This is a genomic window from Shimia sp. NS0008-38b, assembly GCF_040370365.1.
In the GTDB taxonomy this organism is placed as follows: Bacteria; Pseudomonadota; Alphaproteobacteria; order Rhodobacterales; family Rhodobacteraceae; genus Shimia.
The window spans coordinates 433,472-451,676 of the sequence record NZ_BAABWQ010000001.1 but is presented as its reverse complement, the minus strand read 5'-3'; the positions used below and the strand labels follow the sequence as shown (position 1 = coordinate 451,676).

The 18,205-nt window shown below is 54.9% G+C and carries 16 protein-coding genes; 8 read left to right on the top strand and 8 right to left on the bottom strand.

Annotated features, from left to right (window positions below; all coding sequences use genetic code 11):
* Window positions 1-27 precede the first annotated feature (27 nt).
* A complete protein-coding gene (locus ABWV47_RS02180; protein ID WP_353308205.1) occupies window positions 28-603 on the top strand; it encodes a DUF924 family protein in 576 nt (191 codons plus the stop codon).
* 8 nt (window positions 604-611) lie between these two features.
* On the opposite strand, the gene ABWV47_RS02175 is transcribed toward ABWV47_RS02180, so the two are convergent.
* Window positions 612-1,073, bottom strand: coding sequence for a hypothetical protein (locus ABWV47_RS02175; protein ID WP_353308204.1), 462 nt, complete (start codon window positions 1,071-1,073; stop codon window positions 612-614).
* Window positions 1,074-1,242: 169 nt separating this feature from the next.
* Here ABWV47_RS02175 and lpdA point away from each other — a divergent pair, with 169 nt between their 5' ends.
* From lpdA to uvrA, 3 genes are all read left to right on the top strand, one after another.
* Window positions 1,243-2,637: a dihydrolipoyl dehydrogenase gene (gene lpdA / locus ABWV47_RS02170; RefSeq protein WP_353308203.1), complete on the top strand. Its 1,395-nt coding sequence runs from the start codon at window positions 1,243-1,245 to the stop codon at window positions 2,635-2,637.
* 59 nt (window positions 2,638-2,696) lie between these two features.
* On the top strand, window positions 2,697-3,866 hold the full coding sequence (locus tag ABWV47_RS02165) for an MFS transporter (RefSeq protein ID WP_353308202.1): 1,170 nt from the start codon (window positions 2,697-2,699) through the stop codon (window positions 3,864-3,866).
* Between the two features lie 356 nt (window positions 3,867-4,222).
* Window positions 4,223-7,084 (top strand): excinuclease ABC subunit UvrA, encoded by a 2,862-nt coding sequence (gene uvrA / locus ABWV47_RS02160; protein WP_353308201.1) that lies wholly within the window; start codon window positions 4,223-4,225, stop codon window positions 7,082-7,084.
* Window positions 7,085-7,130: 46 nt separating this feature from the next.
* Here uvrA and ABWV47_RS02155 read toward each other — a convergent pair whose 3' ends face one another.
* Entirely contained in the window at window positions 7,131-7,565 is a 435-nt protein-coding gene (locus tag ABWV47_RS02155) for an excinuclease ABC subunit A (RefSeq protein WP_353308200.1), read from the bottom strand.
* 129 nt (window positions 7,566-7,694) lie between these two features.
* Between ABWV47_RS02155 and ABWV47_RS02150 the strand changes: the two genes are divergently transcribed.
* On the top strand, window positions 7,695-8,459 hold the full coding sequence (locus ABWV47_RS02150; protein ID WP_353309551.1) for a helix-turn-helix domain-containing protein: 765 nt from the start codon (window positions 7,695-7,697) through the stop codon (window positions 8,457-8,459).
* Between the two features lie 2 nt (window positions 8,460-8,461).
* On the opposite strand, the gene ABWV47_RS02145 is transcribed toward ABWV47_RS02150, so the two are convergent.
* The 6 genes from ABWV47_RS02145 to ABWV47_RS02120 form a co-directional block, all read right to left on the bottom strand.
* A complete protein-coding gene (locus ABWV47_RS02145; protein ID WP_353308199.1) occupies window positions 8,462-10,039 on the bottom strand; it encodes a Hint domain-containing protein in 1,578 nt (525 codons plus the stop codon).
* 188 nt (window positions 10,040-10,227) lie between these two features.
* Entirely contained in the window at window positions 10,228-11,100 is an 873-nt protein-coding gene (gene mmsB / locus ABWV47_RS02140; protein ID WP_353308198.1) for a 3-hydroxyisobutyrate dehydrogenase, read from the bottom strand.
* A 4-nt stretch (window positions 11,101-11,104) separates the two neighbouring features.
* Window positions 11,105-12,145 (bottom strand): enoyl-CoA hydratase/isomerase family protein, encoded by a 1,041-nt coding sequence (locus tag ABWV47_RS02135; RefSeq protein WP_353308197.1) that lies wholly within the window; start codon window positions 12,143-12,145, stop codon window positions 11,105-11,107.
* Window positions 12,146-12,545: 400 nt separating this feature from the next.
* A complete protein-coding gene (locus tag ABWV47_RS02130; RefSeq protein ID WP_353308196.1) occupies window positions 12,546-13,685 on the bottom strand; it encodes an acyl-CoA dehydrogenase family protein in 1,140 nt (379 codons plus the stop codon).
* Between the two features lie 299 nt (window positions 13,686-13,984).
* Window positions 13,985-14,404 carry a hypothetical protein gene (locus ABWV47_RS02125; RefSeq protein ID WP_353308195.1) on the bottom strand — a complete coding sequence of 140 codons (420 nt, stop codon included), beginning with the start codon at window positions 14,402-14,404 and terminating at the stop codon, window positions 13,985-13,987.
* A gap of 79 nt (window positions 14,405-14,483) precedes the next feature.
* A complete protein-coding gene (locus tag ABWV47_RS02120; protein WP_353308194.1) occupies window positions 14,484-15,983 on the bottom strand; it encodes a CoA-acylating methylmalonate-semialdehyde dehydrogenase in 1,500 nt (499 codons plus the stop codon).
* Between the two features lie 99 nt (window positions 15,984-16,082).
* Between ABWV47_RS02120 and ABWV47_RS02115 the strand changes: the two genes are divergently transcribed.
* The 3 genes from ABWV47_RS02115 to coaD all read left to right on the top strand — a co-directional run bounded on the left by ABWV47_RS02115 (window position 16,083) and on the right by coaD (window position 18,086).
* A complete protein-coding gene (locus tag ABWV47_RS02115) occupies window positions 16,083-16,979 on the top strand; it encodes a LysR family transcriptional regulator (protein WP_353308193.1) in 897 nt (298 codons plus the stop codon).
* Between the two features lie 70 nt (window positions 16,980-17,049).
* Window positions 17,050-17,484 (top strand): CBS domain-containing protein, encoded by a 435-nt coding sequence (locus ABWV47_RS02110; protein WP_353308192.1) that lies wholly within the window; start codon window positions 17,050-17,052, stop codon window positions 17,482-17,484.
* Between the two features lie 104 nt (window positions 17,485-17,588).
* Window positions 17,589-18,086, top strand: a complete 498-nt coding sequence (coaD, locus tag ABWV47_RS02105) for a pantetheine-phosphate adenylyltransferase (protein ID WP_353308191.1) — start codon at window positions 17,589-17,591, stop codon at window positions 18,084-18,086.
* Window positions 18,087-18,205: the final 119 nt, after the last annotated feature.

The window sequence follows — 18,205 nt, the reverse complement described above, 5'->3', positions numbered from 1 at the left end:
GGGAGAACAAGGTAGAAGGAGAGGGGCATGGCACGTCCCGAGGAAATACTCGCATTTTGGCTCGATGAAGTTGGACCTGATGGGTGGTACGCAGTTTCAGAAGAGTTGGACGAGACCATCCGTCAACGTTTTCTCTCAACATGGGAAACTGCAAAATCAGGCGGGTTGGGTCAGTGGTTGACTTACCCAAGCGGCACGTTGGCGTATCTGATTTTAACCGATCAATTCTCACGCAATATGTTTCGCGGCCAAGGCAAAGCATTTGCGACTGACCGCAACGCATTGGCGGCGGCCAAGGCGGCGATTCACAAGAAATGGGATCTCAAGATTGACGGCCCTGCGCGGCAGTTTTTCTATCTGCCGTTGATGCATTCGGAGAACCTGTGTGATCAAGAGCGCTGTGTGCGCATGTTCTTGGATCGGATGGGTGACAGCGAAAGCAACATGCTACACGCCAAGGCCCATCGTGAAGTTATCCGTAAGTTTGGTCGCTTTCCTTATCGCAATGACGCATTGGATCGGTCCTCCACAGACGTGGAGACGGCGTATGTTGCGCAAGGCGGATACGGTCATACTGTACGTGAGCTACAGGCTGCTGTGTAACGCGTAAATCACCCCTCTGGTGGAAGGCTGGGGACGGAGTCCCCGGTGCTTGAGGGCAGGTGACAGGCGGCGAGCGCGCCAATCTGCGCGCTGACGCGGCTCGTGGCTTCGTCAATGGCTTTGGACATCATGCGATCAGGGGCGGTCGAAAGGTCACTGAGGCTGTTGTTGATCGCGGTTATGTTGTCCTGAAGCGCGTCGGCGCGAGACTGAAGGCGCTGCGCCATGGGCGCGTTCAATGCGGCGCTTTCCAACGACATTGCCGCCAGATCGCTGCGCAGATTTTGCACCTCTGTTTGCAGGCTGACGACCTTTTCCTCAAGCGGCTGCACAATTTGCAGGTTCTCGGTGAAGCTCGCGACAACGCGTTCAGCGGTACCGGACAGTTGCCAAAGTAGGAACAGGCATAGCGCCACTAAGATTAGCGTGGCGTTGATAAACGCAAGCAATAGATCTTTCAGGATTTTCATAGAGCAACTCCAATGAAGTTGTGGTGATCATTTGTTATGTAGAATGCGCCTTTGGCGGCGCGATCTCCAGCAAAAAGATACACGGCTTACGGGCGTCGGGCTTTGTTGAAGCTCGCAAAGAAGTGGACTAGGCTTCCTTCTGTACGCATTGAGAGGCAAAGGAACCAGCATGGCCAGCAAGAACTTCGATATGATTGTGATCGGTGCGGGACCAGGGGGCTATGTGGCTGCCATTCGTGGGGCACAGCTGGGTCTGAAGGTGGCCATTGTTGAGCGGGAGCACATGGGCGGCATATGCCTCAACTGGGGCTGCATTCCGACGAAGGCGATGTTGCGATCAGCCGAAGTTTATCACTTGATGGATCGTGCCAAAGAATTTGGCCTGACGGCAGATGGCATTGGTTATGACATTGATGCGGTTGTGAAACGGTCCCGTGGTGTCGCCAAGCAATTGAGCTCAGGTGTGGGTTTCCTGATGAAGAAGAACAAAGTGTCTGTCTTTATGGGGGAGGCCACTTTGCCTGCGAAAGGGAAAGTGACCGTGACGGGCGAAAAAGGCGTCGAAGAGTTGACGTCCAAGAACATCGTGCTGGCGACCGGGGCGCGTGCGCGTGAGCTGCCCGGTCTTGAAGGCGACAGCAAGCGCGTTTGGACTTACAAAGACGCGCTTGATCCGCCGCACATGCCTAAGAACTTGTTGGTGATTGGCTCAGGGGCCATTGGGATCGAATTTGCCAGTTTTTATAATACTTTGGGTGCCCAAACCACAGTTGTGGAGGTGATGGATCGTGTTCTGCCGGTTGAAGATGAAGAGATAAGTGCTTTCGCCAAAAAGCAATTTGTCAAACAAGGCATGACGATCATGGAGCAATCTACGGTCAAAAAACTTGATCGGACCGCTGAGAAAGTCACAGCGCATATTGAGGTTGGCGGGAAGGTCGTCATGCAGGATTTTGACACGGTTATTTCGGCTGTTGGCATTGTTGGAAATGTCGAAAACCTTGGGCTTGAGGCGTTGGGAGTGAAGATCGATCGCACGCATGTGGTGACGGATCAGCATTGTCGGACCGGCGTGGATGGACTTTATGCGATTGGCGACATCGCGGGGGCTCCGTGGTTGGCACATAAGGCCAGCCACGAAGGTGTCATGGTTGCAGAACTGATCGCAGGCGGAAACCCTCATCCGGTGAAACCTGAGAGCATTGCTGGGTGCACCTATTGTCACCCACAGGTGGCCAGCGTGGGCTACAGTGAGGCGAAGGCCAAAGAGCTGGGTTATGATGTGAAAGTCGGGCGCTTTCCTTTCATCGGGAACGGCAAGGCGATCGCTTTGGGAGAGCCGGAAGGCATGGTGAAGACCGTGTTTGATGCCAAGACCGGCGAGCTTTTGGGAGCGCATATGGTGGGGGCGGAGGTCACTGAGTTGATCCAAGGCTACGTTGTCGGTCGCCAGCTGGAAACAACAGAGTCCGAACTGATGGAAACTGTTTTCCCACATCCGACCTTGAGTGAGATGATGCATGAAAGTGTGTTGGATGCCTACGATCGTGTGATCCACATCTAACTTCGTTTTGATTTGATTTTTCTGAGACGCGTTTCAGGGCGCGCTGTTGGGGTGTTTGAGTGCCAAAGACACATGCAATGATGGCCGTTTGGGTCATTTGGCTTGCCGGAATTGGTGCAGCTGGCCAGTTCGCCAAGGTCAGCGTCACATTTGACCATATGGGCCATTTGTATCCCGATGCAGGTGCACGATTGGGTTTTGCCTTGTCGATCTTGGGCATGGCAGGAATTCTTTTGGGGGTGATTGCTGGAATGTTGGTCACCCAGATTGGCTTGCGACGCACGTTGGTTGGCGGTTTGGTGTTGAGCGCCGTCGTGTCGTTTGTGCAGGCCCAAGGGCTCTCATTTGATACGTTCCTCATCAGTCGCGTTATCGAGGGGCTTGCTCACTTGGCCATTGTGGTCTCTGCTCCCACGGTCATTGCCAAAGTTGCTCCGCCTGAGAGACGCGCCTTTTCACTGACGCTTTGGGGGACATTCTTTGGCGTGGCCTTTGCGTTGTTCGCTTGGGCTGGGCGGCCTTTGGTGGCTGCGTACGGGGTGCACACGTTGTTTCTGGCGCATGCAATTTGGATGGCGGGAAGTGTTTTGGCTGTTGTGGCGTTGCGCTTGCCCGATGATCAGACCGGCCTGTGGGAGCCGTTTCGCGTGAAGTCTGTGTTGCGGCGACACCTCGACATCTATCGCTCGCCGTTTCGCAATGCGGCGGCGGCGGGGTGGCTGTTTTACACATTTTGTTTTGTCAGCCTTTTGACGTTGTTGCCGCCATATATTCCTGAGCAATGGCGCACGTTCACAGTGGGGGCGATGCCATTTATGAGCATGGTGACCTCGATGACGCTTGGCGTGTGGATGTTGCGGTTCTGGTCAACAGTTCAGGTGATTCAGTGTGGCTTTCTGGTCTCTGCGGGCGCGGCGTTGTTGCTGATGGTGCTTCCGGGACAGCCGTTGGTGTGTCTGTTTTTGGCGGGCGCGCTTGGGTTGATTCAGGGCGCAAGCTTTGCCTTGGTGCCCGATTTGAACGACACGGTTTCTGCGCGGGCTGACGCCAATGGTGTTTTTGCGCAGGCAGGGAATTTGGGCAATACACTGGGCACGCCTGTCTTGTTGGCGGTTGTCGCAGTGAGTGGATATGGTGGTATGATGGTGGTGATTGCGGGGCTGCTGCTGGCCGGGGCAGCGGTGCATGCGTTGTTAAAACGTGCACGGGCGGGCAGCGCAGGTATCTAGCAACCTCTGCACCGTACGCGTTCTTTGAGAAGCAGTGTTCCCTCACAGCCCTGCGCGGGGCGGGACTCTTCTGACATCCGAACCAATGATCAACTTTCAAGCTGTCGCGGTTTTCCTCTCCGCGGAAGTAAAAACTGTGCACTGACAGGTTTACGCCTGTTTGACGACAAAATGGTTCATCCGTTTGGCGCTTACATGCGTAAGAAAGAACACCTATATGCGATAATTGCGCACGACAGATATTTGCTGGGCCAACGGGCTTGGCGAATTAAAATGTTCTCTGTATGTTCGCAATATCTGGTTGGCACATGTGATGTGCTGCCATATGTCAGGTGCCGTATCCGCTGGGGGTTTTGATGGCCGAACTAAAAAACATCGAGGTGCGCGGCGCGCGCGAGCACAATCTAAAGTCAATCGACGTGGATATTCCGCGAGATCAGCTGGTGGTGATCACTGGTTTGTCAGGCTCTGGCAAGTCGTCACTGGCTTTTGACACGATCTATGCCGAAGGGCAGCGGCGCTATGTTGAGAGCTTGTCGGCGTATGCGCGGCAGTTCTTGGATATGATGGAGAAGCCTGATGTCGATCACATCAGCGGTTTGTCTCCGGCGATTTCAATTGAACAAAAGACCACCAGCAAAAACCCTCGCTCAACCGTCGGCACAGTCACCGAGATTTACGACTATCTGCGCTTGTTGTTTGCGCGTGTTGGCACCCCCTACAGCCCGGCGACGGGCTTGCCTATCGAGGCGCAGCAAGTTCAAGACATGGTGGATCGTGTCATGACGCTGGAGGAGGGCACACGTGGGTACCTGCTGGCGCCAATCGTGCGGGATCGCAAAGGCGAATATCGCAAAGAATTCCTTGAACTGCGCAAACAAGGCTTTCAGCGGGTGAAAGTGGATGGCCAGTTCTATGAGCTGGATGAGCCGCCGACACTCGACAAAAAGTACCGGCATGACATTGATGTGGTGGTCGATCGGCTTGTCGTGCGGGACGGCATGGAAACGCGTCTTGCAGACAGCTTGCGCACGGCGCTTGATCTTGCAGACGGCATTGCGGTTTTGGAGACAGCGCCCAAAGAGGGCGACCCTGACCGCATCACGTTCAGTGAGAAATTTGCCTGTCCTGTCAGTGGCTTCACCATTCCGGAAATTGAACCGCGGCTGTTTTCTTTCAACGCCCCGTTTGGTGCTTGCCCGGAATGTGACGGGTTGGGCAAAGAGCTGTTCTTTGATGAACGCTTGGTGGTGCCGGATGTTACGCTTAAGATTTATGACGGGGCGCTGGCGCCTTGGCGCAAAGGTAAGTCACCCTATTTCCTGCAGACGATTGAGTCCTTGGCCAAGCACTACGGCTTTGATCGCAACACACCTTGGAAAGATTTGGACAAGAAGGTTCAGCACGTCTTCTTGTATGGCTCTGGCGAAGAAGAGATTGAGTTCCGCTATGACGAGGGCGGGCGTGTTTATCAGGTGACACGTGTGTTTGAGGGGGTGATCCCCAATATGGAGCGGCGATATCGGGAGACCGACAGCAACTGGATCCGTGAAGAGTTTGAAAACTATCAAAATAACCGCCCATGTGGTGCGTGTGGCGGGCATCGTCTGCGTGAAGAGGCGCTTGCTGTAAAGATTGACCACAAACACGTGGGGCACGTGGTGCAGATGTCGATCCGTGAAGCTTTGGCTTGGATTGAGGGTGTGCCGGCAACGCTGACGCCGCAGCGCCAAGAGATTGCACGGGCGATTGTGAAAGAAATCCAAGAGCGTCTTGGGTTCCTGAACAATGTGGGGCTGGAGTATCTTACACTGTCGCGCAACAGTGGCACGTTGTCTGGCGGTGAGAGCCAGCGTATTCGCTTGGCAAGCCAGATTGGGTCTGGTCTGACCGGCGTGCTTTATGTGCTGGATGAACCATCCATTGGCCTGCATCAGCGTGACAACGACAGGCTGTTGACCACGCTTAAGAACCTGCGTGATCAAGGCAACACCGTGATTGTGGTGGAGCATGATGAAGAGGCGGTGCGCGAAGCAGACTACGTCTTTGATATTGGCCCTGGCGCAGGTGTGCATGGCGGGCAGGTGGTGTCGCAAGGCAAGCCTGAAGAGATTGCAGCTGATCCAGCATCGTTGACCGGGCAATACCTGTCTGGCGCACGCGAGATTGCCGTTCCAACAGAGCGGCGCGAAGGCAATGGCAAGACAGTGACCGTGGTGAAGGCAACGGGCAATAACCTGAAGAAAGTCACGGCGGACTTCCCATTGGGTAAATTTGTCTGTGTGACCGGGGTGTCTGGTGGTGGCAAGTCCACGCTGACAATTGAGACACTTTTTAAGACGGCTTCCATGCGGCTAAACGGGGCACGCCAAACGCCTGCGCCTTGTGAGACGATCAAAGGTCTTGAGCATTTGGACAAGGTGATCGATATCGATCAGCGGCCTATTGGTCGTACGCCGCGGTCGAACCCGGCGACCTACACGGGGGCCTTTACACCAATCCGTGATTGGTTTGCCGGACTTCCAGAGGCCAAAGCGCGGGGGTACAAACCGGGCCGGTTTAGTTTCAACGTCAAAGGCGGGCGCTGTGAGGCCTGTCAGGGTGACGGTGTTATCAAGATCGAGATGCACTTCTTGCCGGATGTCTATGTGGAATGTGAGACCTGCAAAGGCGCGCGCTACAACCGCGAGACTTTGGAGATCAAGTTCAAGGGCAAAAGTATTGCCGACGTTCTGGATATGACCGTTGAGGAGGCACAGGAGTTTTTCAAAGCGGTGCCGAGCATTCGTGACAAGATGGACGCGCTGATGCGGGTTGGTCTCGGCTACATCAAAGTGGGCCAACAGGCGACGACCTTATCTGGGGGGGAAGCACAGCGGGTAAAGTTGTCCAAAGAACTGGCGAAACGTTCGACCGGGCGGACGCTTTATATTTTGGATGAGCCAACAACGGGTCTACATTTTGAGGATGTTCGTAAGCTATTGGAAGTGCTTCATGAACTGGTTGATCAGGGCAACACTGTTGTGGTGATTGAGCACAATTTGGATGTGGTGAAAACCGCAGATCACATTATCGACATTGGCCCTGAAGGTGGTGACGGTGGTGGAAAAATTGTCGCTAAGGGGACGCCGGAAAAAGTGGCGAAAGTGGCGGCGAGCCACACCGGACATTACCTCAAAGACATGCTGGTGCCCAAGAAAAGGGTTGCAGCAGAGTAAACAAACGAAGGCCGACGTCTCTGGAGCAAGACGTCGGCCCTTCCTGTTAGGCGGTCACTGGCTGCCGTGGTTTCGCAAGCAAAATCGGCAGGAGGAAAAGTGCAAGGAAGCTGGCGTTCAGTATGGCGTTGAACCATGCGCCGGCGAGCACGGACCCAAGGCTGTCAGCAATGTACCATCCCCACAAACCCCACAGTATGATCTTTGCGCCTTTCACGGGGTCCTCGACGTAGATTAGGTCGACGATCTGCCACACCATCAAGCCAAGGCCAAACATCAGTCCTCCACCAATGGCACCGAGCACACGTTCGCTGTCAGCTCCAAAGCTTTGTTGCCCATCAAGTGGCAAATGCAGTAAATCCATAAACCAACTGAGAAGGCCAAACGTCTGTGTTGCGAGAGCAAACACAGTTCCAATCCCCATGGCCATGGTGACGCCGCACGCGATTTTGAGAAAAGTGACTGCGCGATTATGTGTCATGTTCTGTCTCCAATTTGTTCTGGATGCAGATTTAGCGACCTTAGGAAGCAAAACAATTACCTGTGAGGTAAGTGCACAGCGCGTCTTCTCGGGTAAAGTGGACAGGTGAGCAGGGGATAGGAGGCAGGAATCGAATTTGGATCGGTCTTGAAAGAATGGCGGCAGTTGCGGCGGGTAAGCCAGCTGGATTTGGGGTTGTCGGCTGGTGTGAGCTCTCGCCACATCTCCTTTATGGAGACTGGGCGGTCTCGCCCCAGCCGCGGTATGGTTTTCCGCTTATGTGAGGAATTGGACGTTCCAGTTGCACAGCGCAATCGCATGTTGCTGGCGGCGGGAATGAGTCCAGCATACGCAGAGCGGGATTTGTCAGAAGAGGAAATGGCTCCGGTCCGCGAGGCGGTACAGTGGATGTTGACGCGACACGAACCCTATCCGGCGGTGGCCTTGGATCGCCATTGGCGTCTGGTGGATATGAATGTCGTATCCACACGGCTGATGGCCGGGTTCGGTGTGTCGATTGGCGACAGCATGATCGACATGATGGCGGACACGGCGGCCGTTCGACAGGCGCTGGTGAACTATGATGAAATCGTTGAACACCTGATTGCGAGGTTGCGGGTTGAGTACACGCATTTTGGGCATGATCCCGTCTTGGAACAGGGTATCGCAAAGCTTGAGACGGCTTTGGGTTCTGAGGGGGCGGTGCAAGATGGTATACGGCCTGCGATTATCCCTGCGGTCTATGACTTTGGCGGTATGCGGCTTTCTTTGTTCTCCACGATCAGCCAGTTCGGCTCGACAGAGGATGTCGCGCTTTCGGAGCTAAAGATCGAAATGATGTTTCCGGCAGATACCGCAACCCGCTTGGCCTTGGAAGCGTTGGCAACCGCGTAGCGTTAGGCGGCGAGCAGGGCGGCGGCTTCAAAGCTGCGCAAACTTGGGCGCGCGGCGACGTCTTCCCAGTTTTGAGCGTTGCGCTGCATCACAACCCGCAGGGACCGGTTGGCAAAAGGGTCAAAACTGTGCCGCGTCATCGGGCCCGGCAAGAAGCTCTCGCTCCATTGGCCTTCGGTGTAAAGCAATTCATGCTGCGGCATCAGAATGTGGAAATAGGTGATCGTTTGATCTGTATGATCGCGCAATACGTCCCGGTCATTCAACAGGTCTTTGGCTTTGACCAGAACCTCATCGCAGCCAAACAGCAGTTCAGCGCGGGCACCGCGCAACAGAACACGGTGTTGAGGGGAGACAACGAGATCGGTTTCATTGTCCAGAACGCCCGCTTTGATACGAATGGGCAAGGTGTCAAAAGATGGCGCGATGTGAGAGCGCCCCACCCATTGAATGGGCTGAAGTCCAGAATCCAGTGTTTCTAGCAACATCCCTTTGCGGAGATTTTCAACTGGTACATCACCTTCCGATGTTCGGATCAATGTGCCGATTGTGAAACACGGCGCGCGCTGTTCGATCTCAACAAGCGCGGTGTCGGTACCGCCATCATCATCTTCGATGGTGTAGTTGAAATAGACGGTTTCGTCGTCGGTGTCTGCGTCGATGGTCAAAGTACCATCTGCGTTCAACGTCACAACTTGCCCTGTGGAAAGTGTGACACTGTTGGGCAGACCGCCCGCGTTGTTGTGGCTGACAGCGATGCCGTTGATATGCGTGATGGTCAGTGTGGGACCAGCTGTGGAGTTGTCGTTGTCAAGCACATCAAGTGTGCGCGTGCCGCCGTATTTGATCGACAGGGCGTCATCCTGAGCCACGATGGCGGTTTGTACAGAGCCACCGGCGATCAGCAGATTGGAATCGTAGCTGCTGTCGGTGGCGTCCGCGATTCCGATGATCAATTCGTTGACGCCATCCTGCAGGGGAACAACAAATGTGAGCGTGACGGTAAAGCCGTCCATTTCTGTATTGTAAGCGTCGCCACTGTTGTCGAGGTATATGTTTGGGTTTGCTTCGTTGATGTTGCCAATGGTGGCAGAGCCATCGCCCACCGAAATTTCTGCCTCGACCCCGTTGACCCAGACGCCAATGGCGTCGTTGTAGCTGAGGAATTCAGGGTATTCTTCAGAGGACAGTACAAAGTCGATCGTCAGCATCTCGCCTGCGCTGCCGTTAAAGTCGATTGTCAGGAAAGACGCATCGTAAGTATTGGTGCCAGCGGATGCATTGAACAAGGCATTGTTGTTCTGACCTGTGGTGTTGGTCGATGTGTTGGTACTTTGGTTTGTGTTGAGGCTGCCGTCACTGTTGGTGAAGTCACGCGCATACCCTGTGGACAAGATAACGCCACTGTCAGCCGGAGCTACGCCCGGGCTGGTCGCGTCCGCGCCAGTGTAGATCCCTGAGGACAGGTTGTCGCCGGAATAAGTTGCGCTGACGATACGGGTTGGATCGCCGAAGATTTCATCAGCCATTTGAGCCGCGTTGGCGGAAGTGTTGATATTCAGTTCTGTTGCCGTTGGCATCGTCTTTTCCCAGTGCTTTCTGCTCTTGCCTCTCCGGAAATCTTTGTTTCCGCTTTGGCAACAACAGGTGCCGCTGAAAAAGGGCGCAAAAGGGGCAGTGGTAAGGAAATATTAACCAAAATTTGGGGCAATAGAGAAAAGGCCGCGCCGAGGGAGGCGCGGCTTTTTTATTGATTTAATTGGGTTTTTTAGCCGCGTGAGCGTTTCTCAAAGCGTGGCAGCATGGCGGAAAAGTCGGTGCCCAGACCGTTTTCGTTTTCGACAAATTGCTCGTAAAGCGCGGCGGCGGCCTGACCCATCGGGGTGTCCGCATCTGCGCTTTCGGCCGCTTGTTGCGACAGACGTAGGTCTTTGAGCATCAGCTCGGACGCGAAGCCGGGTTTGTAGTCATTGTCTGCCGGGCTTTGTGGTCCAACGCCGGGGGCAGGGCAGTAGGCGTTCATCGTCCAGCTATAGCCAGAGGAGGTGGAGACCACATCAAACATCGACTGGCGATCCAGACCCAGCTTGTCCGCCAGCGCGAAGGCTTCGCAGGTGGCAATCATGGTCACGCCGAGGATCATGTTGTTGCAGATTTTGGCAGCTTGACCGGCACCCGCGTCGCCGCAATGCACCGCCTTTTGCCCCATGATGTCAAACAGCGGGTCCGCCTTTGCAAAGGCGTCTTTGGAGCCACCTGCCATAAAGGTCAGCGTGCCGCCTGCCGCGCCGCCAACGCCGCCGGACACTGGCGCATCGACGGGCAGCAGGCCCGCTGCGGTGGCTTGTTCAGCCACGGCGCGGGCGCTGTCGACGTCCACGGTCGAGCAATCGACAAAGGCGGCGCCTTCGGACATCACCGGGATAATCTCATTGGCCACAGCGCGCAGAATTTGACCGTTGGGCAGCATGGTGATGACCACATCTGCACCGGTGGCGGCGGCTGCACCGGTGTCCGCCATGGTGACACCGTCAATGGTCACGTCTGCCATGTCAAAGCCGGTGACCTCGTGGCCTGCTTTGGCCAGATTGGCAGCCATGGGGCCACCCATGTTGCCCAGTCCGATGAATCCGATCTTCATGGTGCTACTCTCCCTTTTCAAATGTCAGCGCATCCGCGCCCAGCGGCAGCACCATTTTGGTAATGATACCTGCTGGAACCTCCTCCAGGTTGAATTTCCATTGCGGATTGCGGTCTTTGTCGATGATCTGTGCGCGGATACCTTCGAGGAAATCGCCCTGTTCCATGGCGCGGAAGGTGAAACGATATTCCTGATCCAGAGCGAACCGGATGTCGTCGCGTTGGCGCACACGGTGGATGATTTCCAGCGCCGCGCCCATGGCGATTGGTGAGTTGCGGCCCAGTTTTTTGAGGGCTCCCGCTGAGAAGTTGCTGTCGGCATGTTTCAGCGCGTTGAGCACGTCGTTGAGGGTTTCGCCGCCAAAGTTCGCGTCAATGTCGGTTTGTTGTGCGGCGAGGCGGCTGTCCTCGGGCGTGTTTGCTGCGGCGTCGATCAATTCCCAATTCCCGGTCTCTTCGAGTTGGGCAATGAGAGCGGGCCATTGGTCTTCGGGAATGAAGTAGTCGGCAAACCCTGCATAGATTGCATCGGCGGCATTGAGGCGCGCGGCGGTGAGGCCGAGGTATTCACCCAAGCGGCCCGGTGCGCGGGCCAGGATCAGAGAGCCGCCGACATCTGGCACGAGGCCAATGCCAACCTCGGGCATGGCGATCTGGCTGCTCTTGCCCACGATGCGGTGGGAGCCATGACAGCCCACCCCCACGCCGCCGCCCATGGTGAAGCCTTGCATGAAGCTCGCCACCGGTTTGGGGAACTCAAAGAGTTTGGCGTTCATGCGGTACTCGTCAGCCCAGAATTTCCGGCCATAAGCGAAGTTGCCTTTGGTGCCGGTCTCATAGAGCTCGGCAATGTCGCCGCCCGCGCAGAAGGCTTTTTCGCCTTCCGCATCGATGACAATCATTTTTACGTCTTCATCAGCGGCCCAAGCATCAAGCGCGCCTTCAATGGCGATACACATGTCATAGGACATGGCGTTGAGCGCCTTGGGGCGGGTGAAGGTGATGCGGCCAGTTTGACCAGCTTTGCGGATTGAGATGTCAGTCATTTTTGAGCCAGTTGTTGTAGTCTCTGCTTGCCGCGCGAAGACGTTCTTCGGCGAGAGTGGTTTTTCCGAAAGTAATTCCCAATACCGCGAAGTAGTCCAAGAAAGTGTCTGCAAAAACACGCCATGTGACTGGCAAAATCGCAACATAGACGGATAGTGCGGTGCCAAAAATGATGAAGTTTCCCGCCTTTGTTTGAATGAGTTCAAGAACACCAGCGATGAGAAATGCCAGAGCTAGTCCTGCTAGAATTGGTCCAAAAAGCCAAAGCCACGGGATTCCGATCAGAAACAGCGAAAAAATGGAAGCGGAAGGTGCCGTTCGCCAAATCCAGTAGCGGGTTCTCAGGAAAGATCCAAAGAACCGGCTGGATTTAAAATATCGGTACCATCGCCCCATGATTTAGGCAGTGATCATCTGGCGGGAGATGATCAGGCGCATGATCTCGTTGGTGCCTTCGAGGATCTGGTGTACGCGCAGGTCACGTACGATTTTCTCGATGCCATAATCCGCGAGATAGCCGTAGCCGCCGTGCAGCTGCAAGCAGCCGTTGGCGACGTCAAAGGCCACATCGGTGACCATCAGCTTGGCCATGGCGCAGTATTTGGTGGCGTCGTGGTCGCCGTTGTCGAGTTTCCACGCCGCTTGGCGCAGGAAGGTGCGGGCGGCTTGCAGTTTGGTTTCATATTCGGCGAGGCGGAACTGAAGCGCCTGGAACTGGTTGATGGATTTGCCGAAGGCTTTGCGCTCGGACATGTATTGCACAGTTAGGTCCAGCGCTTTTTGAGCGCCACCCAAAGCTCCGGCGGAGATGTTCAGGCGACCGCCGTCCAGACCCGCCATAGCGTAGGAGAAGCCTTTGCCTTCTTCGCCAATCAGGTTGTCGGCTGGTACTTTGCAGTCGTCAAATTGCACTTGGGATGTGGGTTGGCTGAGCCAGCCCATCTTCTTTTCCAGCGCGCCGAATGAAAGCCCTTCGGCGCCATCTTCAACAACCACAGTGGAGATGCCCTTGGGGCCGTCTTCGCCGGTGCGCACCATGCAGACATAAGCGTCGGAGTAGGAGCCGCCAGAGATGAAGGCTTTGGTGCCATTCAAAGTGTAGCCATCGTTGGTGCGGTCGGCGCGGGTTTTGAGGGCGGAGGCATCGGAGCCGGAACCCGGTTCAGTCAGGCAATAGGAGAAGACTTTGGTCATCGCGCAGAGGTCTGGCAGCCATTTCCGTTTTGTGTCCTCGGAGCCAAATTTGTCGATCATGCCGCCGCACATATTGTGGATCGACAGGAAGGACCCAACTGAGGGGCAGGACATGGCGAGGGCCTCGAAAACCAGCGTTGCATCAAGGCGTGACAGGCCGGAGCCACCGTATGTTTCGGACACATAGATGCCACCCAGACCAAGCTCAGCGATCTGCGGCCAAAGATCTTTCGGGATGGTGCCTTCGGATTCCCAGTTTTGCGCATTGGGAGCAATGTGGTCTTCGCCAAAGCCTTTGGCCATGTCAAAGATCAGGGTTTGTTCTTCACTTAGTGCAAAATCCATATCTCATCCTCTGGGTCGCAGCGCTCTCACTGCGATTTGGTTCTTGCGGGTGGAAGTTATTTTTGTCTAAGCGCATGGCGCTCGGATCATGGCCTCCCCACCACGAATTGAACGTATGTTAAATTAACACCTTTTGTGGGTAAATGCAAAGGTTCAAAGACCTAAATCAGCCGCAATCACATGGCGAAATTGCATGTTGGTTTTGCAAAATTACATGACCCCCGCGGGACTTCTAAGAGGGTATCGGTATGCTCTGATAGGACGTGAGGAATGGCGTCAGGCCACACACGGTGGCGCACCTATGCAGAACGGGTCAGCAAGTCAGTGAGCGAGTCAAATGGGAGACCCAAGATCGCAAGCGCCCCGGTTTCCGTATCATGTACAATCGGCACAACCGCTGGGAATGGCTCCCAACTGCGCATCGCAAGGTGAGCGATTTTTTGACCAATTTCCGTTGGTGCCAGATAGACAATCAGGGTCTCGGATTTGTTGCCGATAAAGGCGTCAGCTTTTTTCGCCTGGGTCTTCAGTAACTCGAGATATTCTTCGTCCCACCCAGTGACATGCGTGAGGTCCACGAGTTGTTTTTGTCCGGGTCGAAAATCTTGATGTTGAGCATATTCAGAAAACGCTTCAAGGGTTTCTGCCATTTTGGCATGCCCTTCATAGCGGACATAGACAACACCAAGGTGCGATAGGATCCGAAAGGACACCGACATGCATTACTCCGAACAGGGAAACTGAAAAAAGGGCCGCTTCTGCCGCCCTTTTTTAACTCTACACGGAATCGATTTTGGATCAATCCATCTGCTTAAAGTGAAATTCGCCGCCTTCTTTGATGCCGGAAGGCCAGCGCGATGTCACAGTCTTGGTCCGTGTGTAGAACTTAAACGCATCTGGGCCGTGCTGGTTCAAATCGCCAAAGGCCGATTTTTTCCAACCGCCAAAGGTGTGGTAGGCAAGTGGCACAGGGATTGGCACGTTCACACCAACCATACCCACGTTCACGCGGTTGACAAAATCACGCGCTGCATCACCATCACGGGTGAAGATCGCGGTGCCGTTGCCATATTCGTGGTCCATCGCCAAGCCAAGCGCTTCTTCATAGCTTTGCGCGCGCACCATAGAGAGGACGGGGCCGAAGATTTCGGTTTTATAGATGTCCATGTCTTTGGTGACGTTGTCAAAGAGGTGTGGGCCCACAAAGAAGCCATCTTCATAGCCCTGAAGGCTAAAGTCGCGGCCATCAACAACCAGATCCGCACCTTGATCAACACCTGTCTGCACCAGACGCAAGATGTTTTCTTTGGCAGCAGCGGTGACAACTGGACCGTAGTCTGTGTCATCGCCTGCGGTGTAAGGGGCGATTTTGAGCTTTTCGATCCGTGGGATCAGTTTGTCGCGCAACTTGTCAGCGGTTTCTTCGCCCACGGGCACCGCCACGGAAATCGCCATGCAACGTTCACCGGCTGCACCATATCCCGCACCAACCAGTGCGTCGGCGGCTTTGTCCATGTCCGCATCCGGCATGATGATCATGTGGTTTTTCGCGCCACCAAAGCACTGAACGCGCTTACCCTGCGCACAGCCTGTGCCATAGATGTATTCGGCGATTGGGGTAGAACCCACGAAGCCAACAGACTGAACCGTGTCGTCGTACAAAATAGCGTCCACAGCTTCTTTGTCGCCATTCACCACCTGAATGATGCCCTTTGGCAGACCCGCTTCTTCCAGCAGTTCAGCCAGCATCAATGGTACTGATGGTGCACGCTCAGACGGCTTGAGAATGAAGGCATTGCCGCACGCGATCGCAGGCGCAAACATCCACATTGGAATCATAGCTGGGAAGTTGAACGGGGTGATGCCTGCGCTCACACCCAGAGGTTGGCGCATGGAATAGATGTCAATGCCGGGACCTGCAGCATCAGTGTACTCTCCCTTGAGCATTTCTGGCGCTGAGATGCAGTACTCTGCAACTTCAAGACCACGCTGGATGTCCCCTTTGGCGTCTGGGATGGTTTTACCGTGCTCGCGAGACAGAGCCTCTGCGAGCTTGTCCATGTCGCGCTGCAAAAGGTAGACAAATTTCATAAGCACGCGTGCACGACGCTGTGGGTTTACAGCGCCCCAGGCCGGCTGAGCAGCTGCTGCAGCCGCTACGGCGATCTCCATCTCGCTTTTGTTTGCGAGAGGCACTTTGGCTTGAACCTCGCCGGTGGCGGGGTTGAAAACGTCGGCAAAACGGCCCGACGTACCGTTCACGTGTTCGCCGTTAATATAGTGAGTCAACTCTTGCATGGCATCCTCCAATGACAGTTGGCGCCACAATAGGCTTGCAAAAACCAATGGAAAAGAAGCAAATGTTCAAAACGGCTTTGCAAAAATTCTGGAGGCGATATGGCGATGCAGTGGGACGATTTACGGATTTTTCTTGCGGTCGCGCGCGAAGAAAGCCTTTCCGCGGCAGGGCGCAGACTACACGTTGACCCGGCGACGGTCGGGCGTCGTGTTGGGAGATTGGAAACGGACCTTGAGTCGCCGCTATTTGTGAAGTCACCAACAGGCTACGCCCTGACCGATGCAGGTCAAAGGTTGATGTCACACGCGCTGCGAATGGAGCAGAGCTTGCAAGAGGCCACCGAAGAGATGGTGGGGCAAAGTGCTGGATTGTCTGGCCAAATTCGACTTGGCGCCCCGGATGGTGTGGCCAACTATCTGCTGCCTCAAGTCTGCGCACAGATCGCCGAAGAGAACCCGGATCTCGACATTCAAATTGTGGCGCTGCCGCGTGTTGTCAGTTTGTCTCGACGCGAAGCAGACCTTGTGATCGCTGTTAGCGCGCCCACAGCTGGACGTCTGACAGTGCGAAAAATAACAGATTACAAATTGCACCTGGCGGCGGCAAAGCGATACCTGCGCACTCACCCAAATATTGAGAGTGTAGCCGACCTGAAAGATCACCTTGTGGCCGGGTACATTCCAGACATGATTTTTGACAAGGAACTTGACTACCTGAATGAGGTTGGGGTGGACCGTGTGCGGTTGGCATCCAATTCAGCAGCAGTACAATTCAACTGGGTGCGTACCGGATCCGGTGTGGGGGTGGTGCATGATTTTGCTATTCCCTCTACGCGGCGTGTGGTGAAAATCCTTGAAGATGAGGTGTCGCTCATCCGCAGTTTCTATCTCATTCGGCATGCAGATGATCGGCGTCTGGAACGGCTTAATCGGTTTGCGGAGGCACTCTGTGAGGGCATGCGGCAAGAGGTGGCGCGGCTTGAAAGCCTTGCTTGACAAGTGATTACAGACACGCGACGCTTGGAAAAGGGGCGTACGATCAAGAAATTGTAGAGCGGAGGTTGCCATGCTTGTTCACCAAATTCTCAAGTCGAAAGGGTCCGAGGGGGTCTTGACTGTTAAGCCGGGAACATTGGTGTCGGAGGCGGCCAAGATTCTGGCTGACAAAAAGATCGGTACGGTTCTGGTGTCCGAAGATGGCAGCGTGCCGATTGGCATTTTGTCAGAGCGCGACATTGTACGGGAATTGGCGCGCAAAGGCGCTGGCTGTATGTCTGACAAAATTGACGACTACATGACCACCGAGTTGGTGACCTGCTCGCGCAATGACGATGCAGTTGCCGTGCTTGAGAAGATGACAAAGGGCCGTTTTCGGCACATGCCTGTGTTGGAAGACGGTGCGCTTGTGGGGCTGATATCGCTTGGCGATACCGTGAAAGCGCGTCTGTCCGAATTGGCGATGGAGAAAGATGCGTTGGAAGGCATGATCATGGGGCACTGATGTGCCGCAACATTCCTACACCGCAGAAATACCTACGCCGTAAACAGACCTTGCAAATGCCTGCGCAATAATGTTGCGTGCCCTCAGGACCAAGGGAGGCTTTCATGCGCACTGCACTTTACCCGGGCACATTTGACCCTATCACATTGGGGCATATAGATATTATCCGCCGCGCGACCCAGTTGGTGGACAGATTGGTGATCGGTGTTGCGATCAATCGCGACAAGGGGCCTCTGTTTTCGCTGGAAGAACGGGTGGAAATGGTTGAGAGCCAGTGTGCCAAGCTGTCGCAGGAAACGGGCACTGAAATATTGGTGCATCCGTTTGAAAATCTGCTGATCGATTGCGCCAAAGAGGTGGGGGCGCAGATCATTGTGCGTGGCCTTCGGGCGGTAACCGATTTTGAATATGAGTACCAGATGGTGGGCATGAACCGGGCATTGGATGCCAGCATCGAGACGGTGTTTCTGATGGCTGATCTGAAGCATCAGGCGATTGCGTCCAAACTGGTGAAAGAGATCGCGCGGTTGGACGGGGATGTGTCTCAGTTTGTGCCACCGTCGGTCAACACCGCTTTGCTTGAACGGTTGGGCAAAACCTAACCGCGTCGTCGCGTTAACCAAAAATTCGGTGCATTTTCGACGTCGGTAATGCGTCTGTATCGCGGCTGCTTTGCGTCTGTTGGAAAGTTGCCGATCTCTTTTCGCGCAGGTGTAAAGGA